Genomic DNA, 5,844 nt, shown 5'->3' with positions numbered 1-5,844 from the left:
CGACCGTCCTCCGCGGCACCAATGGCATGCGCATTTTCCGCGAGGAAATCTTTGGACCGGTGCTCTCCGTGGCCACGTTCAAGGACTTCGAGGAAGCCATCCAGATTGCCAACGACACCAACTTCGGCCTCGGCGCCGGTGTGTGGTCGCGCCACCAGAACACTTGCTACCGCGCCGGCCGCGAAATCCAGGCCGGCCGCGTGTGGGTCAACCACTACCACGTATACCCCGCTCACAGTGCGTTCGGTGGTTACAAGGAGTCCGGCATCGGACGCGAGAACCACCTCATGATGCTGTCCCACTACCAGGAGACGAAGAATATGCTGGTGTCCTACTCTGAGGAGCATGCCGGCCTCTTCTAAAAGGCAGCAATTCCAATTGGCTGCCTACTAGTAGCGTTGGGCGATGACACCCAGACCCCGCAGGAATGCGGGGTCTTTCCAATAGGAGCCATGATCGCCCGGCAGCCCACTTGCGCCCGGCACCGCGCTGGCGCCGAAGGCAGGGGAGGAAGGATCCGGGCCGTGAATGCCGCCGCGCGGTCCGGTGGTGGCGGCGATCGGATCCTCGGCGTTGCGTGCGCTCCAGACCCGGCCATGCAAGTGTGCGGCGTTAGCCACGGAGGCACCTGGGCTGCCGACGAGTACGACGTCATCCGCAACATAGTCGTGCTGCGCAGCCTTGCCCGCCACCACGGAACCATAGGAGTAGCCGATTAACATGTGCTGGGCACGAGGAAAGCGTTGCCGCAGGGCGCGCTGGAAGCGGATGAGTTCGGTAGCGCCGCGGCGCGCCGGCTCCTCGTGTGCCGCGCGGGACAGCGAGGAGGGGGCAGCATAGCCAATCCACGCCACGGCAGGCCCGTGCGTGGCGTGGGCGATGGCGCGGGCGCGCTCCACTGCGGTGGGCCAGCTACCAGGCTCGGAGGAGCCGACCCCGCCCACAAACGTGCTGACTTGGGCCGCATGCGTGCCGATATTCTCTGGGTCGACGAGCACCACCAGTCGCCCGGGGCTGGCCTCCAGCACGGTGAGGTCCGGATTAGCTGCAACCAGGGAGCGGATCTCCTCGCTGGCCATGGTCAGCTGGACCTCATGCAATTCCGCCAGGGATAGCTCGCTGAAATCCTCCAGGCGGGTCGGCGGCTCACCCAGCTCCGGGGTGCACAAGGCGCTCAGCTGGCGGGCGCAGGCCCAGTCGAGGGCATCGGCCAGCGTGTCGAGGTGCCCCAGCACCGCGCTGGCGGGCTCCGCAAGAGCGGGAACCGCAGCGAGCCGAAGGGCTCGAACGCGCAGATGCTCGACTCGCTCCATCAACGGCGCATAAAGGCTCACGATGTGCGCCGCCACGCGCATCTGCTGCGCCGGACCCAGCAGGGCATCGGTGGCGCTGTGGAGGGCGCCGCGCGCTGCGTCCGCGGCCGCCCCAGAAATCGCTAGCGCTACCCAATGATGGTGCGACGCATCGATATATCGGGCAAGCTCAGCGGAATGATCCTCCAACCGGTAAGCCTCCGCGCGCAATGCCGCTGCTGCGCTCATTGGGTATCTCCCAAGAAAGTTGAAAGCTCCGCATCGACACCCTGGGCTGCACCCACGAAGCGGTCAAGCTCCTCCAACTGGGCTCGCCGCGCACCCTCGCTGAGCCTTCGTGATTCCTCCCACCGCGCGCCGAGGATCTCCAAGGCACGTGCGGTCCGGGGAGGCTTCTGCACCGAGGGCAACGCGGTGGGGGAGGAATGGTCGAGGAGGGAGCGGATCTGCTGGCGGGCACCGCGGTCAATGGCGAGATGGTTCATAGCATCGAGACTGCGTCAGCAGCCCACCCGCCGTAAAGGAAGGTAGTGCCGAATCCGCGAAATCTGTGGATAACTAGCCCGGGCTCGTCTACCGTGGGCCGCATGAAGGTAGCAGCAGTTCAAATGACCAGCACCGGGGACGTTGAGAAGAACCTCTCCGTAGCGCTTGACAAGATTCAGGAAGCCGCGGATAACGGCGCGCAGCTCATCGTCCTGCCGGAAGCTACCACCCAAAGCTTCGATTCCGGGCGCCTCGATACGAACGCGGAGGGGCTCGATGGCCCCACCGCCACCGCCGTGCGCGCCCTAGCGGAAGAACTCGGCGTGTACGTGGTCCTGGGAATGTTCGCCCCGGCGGATACCGTCGAGCGCGGTGAGAAAACCATCAACCGTGTGGCCAACGTTGCGCTCATCGCCGGGCCCGGAGTCCTCAGCGGTTACGAGAAAATCCACACCTACGATGCCTTCAAATACAAGGAATCCGATACCGTCCGGCCGGGTGAATCACTCGTTACCTTCGAGGCCGGGAGCCTCACTGTGGGCGTGGCCACCTGTTATGACATCCGCTTCCCCGAGCAGTTCAAGGAACTCGCCCGCCAGGGCGCCCAGCTCATCGTCGTGCCCACCAGCTGGGCGGATGGCCCGGGCAAGCTGGAACAGTGGCGCCTGCTCAGCGCAGCGCGGGCGCTCGATTCCACGACGTACATCCTGGCGGCTGGCCAGGCTCGCCCCGGCGGCGAGGCCAAGGCGGGCCAGGCCTCTGGGCCGACTGGTATCGGACACTCCGTTCTCGTGGCGCCAGATGGCACGCGTCTTGCTGAAGCCGGCTATGAGCAAGAAACCCTCTACGGCGAGGTAGACCCAGACACCGTGGCAAAGGTCCGCCAGTCCCTCCCCGTCTTGGACGCTTAATCTCTGTTTGCACGCCTAAGCTCCGATTGCACGCCTAAGCTCCGATTGCACGCCTAGGCGCTTAGTGCGCCTAGGCCCACTGGGACTTCTTCCACGCCGCCCAGGCCTCCCAGTCATCGCCCCAGCCGTCGAGCTCCGCGGCGGAGGCCGCCCACTCGTGGCCACGCTGCCAGCTATCAGTGGTGATAGCCTCCTCCGCGACGCCACCCGCGAGCAAGGCCGCGCGCGCTAGTTCAACGCGGTCGGCGGGACCAATGAGCACGAAGCGGCGGTCGGTTCCCTCAGCGAGCACCGGGGCCATCGGCTCCTTGGCCGCTACGGGATCGAAGCCTGCGGCAGCTGGCTGCGCGCCGAGCAGCCAAGGGTCCTGGCCATCCCGGACGATGTGGCGCAGCTTCAGCTCCGGAACCAGGGCCTGCAGGTTAGCCTGAAATTCCGTGTCATAGTGCTCACCTGGCGAAGGTGCTACGGCATAGACCTGGAGGCCGGAGGGAAGGCCGTTCGCTAGGCCGTCGAGAAGCAGCGCCCGCGCGCCCGCCCAGCCGGTACCGAAGGAAATCAATGTCGTCGTGTCATCCAGTCGCGGCGGCTCACCAGCGGGCGCGCCCAGCGTCCACCAATCACCCGGCTGCGCCTTGGCCAGCATGGAGGAGGCCTCACCGGCCAGCGCGAGGTGGAACGTCAGCTGCCCCGAACCCTCCGGGGGTGCCGCCGGGGTCAGTGGACGCCAAGTGCCGGGCGTGAGCTGAGACGTCACCGGAACGTGCTGCCCTGCGCGGTAATCCAGCGCCACGCCCGATTCCAACCGGACCACCGCGGTGCGCCGGTTCGGCTTGTCAACCGCCACCACCTGGGCGCTGTGGGCAGGGGGAACACCATCCGAGTCCGCCTCCTGTGCGGCGGTGCGCATGATGGAGCACACCTGGGAAATGGTGCGCGTGGCGACGTCGTGCTGGTACGGGGTGAGCCCCAGAACCCCCAGCCCGTGAACGAGCGATGCCTCGAATTTCGGATAGACCTCAGGGGGGAAACCGTGGCGGCGATGATCACGGCCCATGCGTGCCAGGCGCTGAGCGACGTCCCCCTGGACCTCATCGCCCTCCACATTTTCCAGCACCCACGCCAGCGCCGGGGCCATGGAGGGGTGCGTGTCCTTCATCGACAGAGCAAAGACTTGGCGGGACTCGGCCACGGTGGCGAAAAAGTGCCTGTGTACTGCATCGCGATAGTCTTCCGCGTGGTTGCGTAGGTGCTCACCCAGTTCCCTCATGCCCGCCCATCCTAGCCCCTGGGGGTAGAGCTACATCACCCTAGGGTTATATGCCAGGGGTGGAAAAGCGGGAAGGGAGTTGTAGTGTAATCAACGGTTCATTTCCCGAAAGAGGGTGAGTCTCGTCTCAAGGACGCCGCCGTGGGCGGCATGGAAGGAAGTTTTCGCATGGAAGAATTCTCTGCGTTCACAATCATGACAGACGTGGGCTGGATTTCTTTGCTCATGGTTATCGGCAACGTTCTGCGCCACCAGATCAAGTTCGTGTTTCAGGATTTGCTCTTGCCTGCCCCCATCACGGCAGGTCTACTCGGCTTGCTCTTAGGCCCTAATGTCTTGGGCTGGATCGGTTTCTCCGACAATCTTGGTGATTACACCTCGCTGCTCATCGCCGTAGTCTTCGCCTCCATGGCCTACTCCATGGAGATGGGCGGCAACATGGGCAAGGGTGCCCGCAACATGTGGGGCTACTCCACCATGATGTTCACCGGCCAGTGGGGCCTGTTCATCGTTCTCGGCCTCCTGCTGTTTAAGCCGGCTTTCGACACCCCGGACTGGTTCGGCATGATGCTGCCCGTTGGCTTCACGGGTGGTTTCGGTACCGCGGCGGCTGTCGGCAGCGCCTTGGAAGGTGTGGGTGCTGAGGCGGCATCCTCCTTGGGCTTTACTTCCGCCACCGTGGGCACGCTGGCCGCCATCATCGGCGGTATCGTCGCCGGTAACTGGGGTATTCGCAAGGGCAAGGTCTCGCACGTGCCGAAGCAGCTTCCGGAGGAACTGCGCCGCGGCTACATCTCGCGCCTGGAGGATCGCCCCTCGCTGGGCCGTGCTACCACGAACCCGTCTGCCATCGAGCCCATCACCCTGCACGTGGGCTTTATCGCTCTGACCGTGATGACCGCCTACGGCATTAACAAGGGAATCTCCTCCATCTGGGAGAACGTTTCCATTCCGCTGTTCGCCATGTCGATGGTGGTGGGCCTGCTCTTCCGCGCCGTGATGAACATGGTGGGCGCCAAGGATTACCTGGATAAGGACACGGTGAGCTCGGTGTCCGGTGCGGCGACCGACTACCTCATTGCCTTCGGCGTGGCGGCCATCGTGCCGGCCGCCGTGGCTGCCTACTGGCAGGCTCTTCTCCTGCTCTTCGTCTTGGGCACCATTTACTGCGCATTCTTCCTCATCTGGTTCCCCGCCGAGTTCTTCGGCGAGCGCTGGATTGAGCGCGGCATCTTTGGCTGGGGCTGGGCCACGGCTACCGTGGCCACAGGTATTGCGATTCTCAAGATCGTCGACCCCAAGCTCAAGTCCGGAACCCTGTCGGAATACGGCATGGCCTACATTGGCTTCGGTCCCTTCGAGATTTCTTGGACCATCATTGCGCCGCTGGCCGTCATGTACGGCTTCACCGCAGGCTTTGGCTGGATCTCTCTGGGTATCGCGGTGGTTATTTACCTCGTCTTCAAGTTCAGCGGCATGATGCCGCCGCGCGGCACCATCTTCAAAGAAGGCATCGGTCACGTCGGCTCATCGAAGTAGACGCTGACCTGCTAGCACGTGAAAACCCTCAGCCTTATGGTTTGAGGGTTTTCTCGTCTTAAGCAAGTCCTGAGTAGTAGTGCGAAATGAATTTCATCTTGCATTGCTCTTGTGAGAAGAAAGAGGCTAAAATTCAGGAAGCTGTCAGTGTGGCGCTCTCGCAGCCTCTCTTTTTTCTTTCCTTCAGTGTGCGCAGGCTTAGGAATCCATATGCATTTTCTTTATGAAGACTCACCTCGTGAGGTCATCCTCGAGTCTGCTCTTCACATTGGCGCCGCGCAGGGTGATGAGGCAATTACCGTGGATTCGGTGGCGAGGCTCGCGG

Annotated in this window: 6 protein-coding genes; 3 read left to right on the top strand and 3 right to left on the bottom strand. The window is 63.5% G+C overall.

Features of this window, described 5'->3' with window-relative positions; all coding sequences use genetic code 11:
- Positions 1-362: aldehyde dehydrogenase family protein (locus RDN59_RS11070; RefSeq protein ID WP_308607891.1), on the top strand; the 362-nt coding region annotated here is incomplete at its 5' end.
- A 27-nt stretch (positions 363-389) separates the two neighbouring features.
- On the opposite strand, the gene RDN59_RS11065 is transcribed toward RDN59_RS11070, so the two are convergent.
- A complete protein-coding gene (locus RDN59_RS11065) occupies positions 390-1,541 on the bottom strand; it encodes an alpha/beta hydrolase (protein WP_308607890.1) in 1,152 nt (383 codons plus the stop codon).
- Entirely contained in the window at positions 1,538-1,798 is a 261-nt protein-coding gene (locus tag RDN59_RS11060; RefSeq protein WP_308607889.1) for a hypothetical protein, read from the bottom strand. Before RDN59_RS11060 ends, RDN59_RS11065 begins: the two co-directional genes overlap by 4 nt.
- A 102-nt stretch (positions 1,799-1,900) precedes the next feature.
- Here RDN59_RS11060 and RDN59_RS11055 point away from each other — a divergent pair, with 102 nt between their 5' ends.
- Entirely contained in the window at positions 1,901-2,710 is an 810-nt protein-coding gene (locus RDN59_RS11055; protein ID WP_308607888.1) for a carbon-nitrogen hydrolase family protein, read from the top strand.
- Between the two features lie 70 nt (positions 2,711-2,780).
- On the opposite strand, the gene RDN59_RS11050 is transcribed toward RDN59_RS11055, so the two are convergent.
- Complete coding sequence (locus tag RDN59_RS11050; RefSeq protein WP_308607887.1) at positions 2,781-3,980, bottom strand: FAD-binding oxidoreductase; 1,200 nt, start codon at positions 3,978-3,980, stop codon at positions 2,781-2,783.
- 168 nt (positions 3,981-4,148) lie between these two features.
- On the opposite strand from RDN59_RS11050, the gene RDN59_RS11045 reads away from it, so the two are divergent.
- Positions 4,149-5,519 carry a sodium:glutamate symporter gene (locus RDN59_RS11045; RefSeq protein ID WP_308607886.1) on the top strand — a complete coding sequence of 457 codons (1,371 nt, stop codon included), beginning with the start codon at positions 4,149-4,151 and terminating at the stop codon, positions 5,517-5,519.
- Positions 5,520-5,844 lie beyond the last annotated feature (325 nt).

This window comes from uncultured Corynebacterium sp. (assembly GCF_902489365.1).
Taxonomy (GTDB): domain Bacteria; phylum Actinomycetota; class Actinomycetes; order Mycobacteriales; family Mycobacteriaceae; genus Corynebacterium.
Note: the sequence above shows the minus strand (reverse complement) of the source record. Positions and strands in the feature narration are given on the sequence as shown.

Excerpts from the sequence above, each read along its gene's own strand:
- RDN59_RS11065 (WP_308607890.1), bottom strand. The coding sequence starts at position 1,541 with ATGAGCGCAGCAGCGGCATTGCGCGCGGAGGCTTACCGGTTGGAGGAT.
- RDN59_RS11060 (WP_308607889.1), bottom strand. The coding sequence starts at position 1,798 with ATGAACCATCTCGCCATTGACCGCGGTGCCCGCCAGCAGATCCGCTCC.
- RDN59_RS11055 (WP_308607888.1), top strand. The coding sequence starts at position 1,901 with ATGAAGGTAGCAGCAGTTCAAATGACCAGCACCGGGGACGTTGAGAAG.
- RDN59_RS11050 (WP_308607887.1), bottom strand. The coding sequence starts at position 3,980 with ATGAGGGAACTGGGTGAGCACCTACGCAACCACGCGGAAGACTATCGC.
- RDN59_RS11045 (WP_308607886.1), top strand. The coding sequence starts at position 4,149 with ATGGAAGAATTCTCTGCGTTCACAATCATGACAGACGTGGGCTGGATT.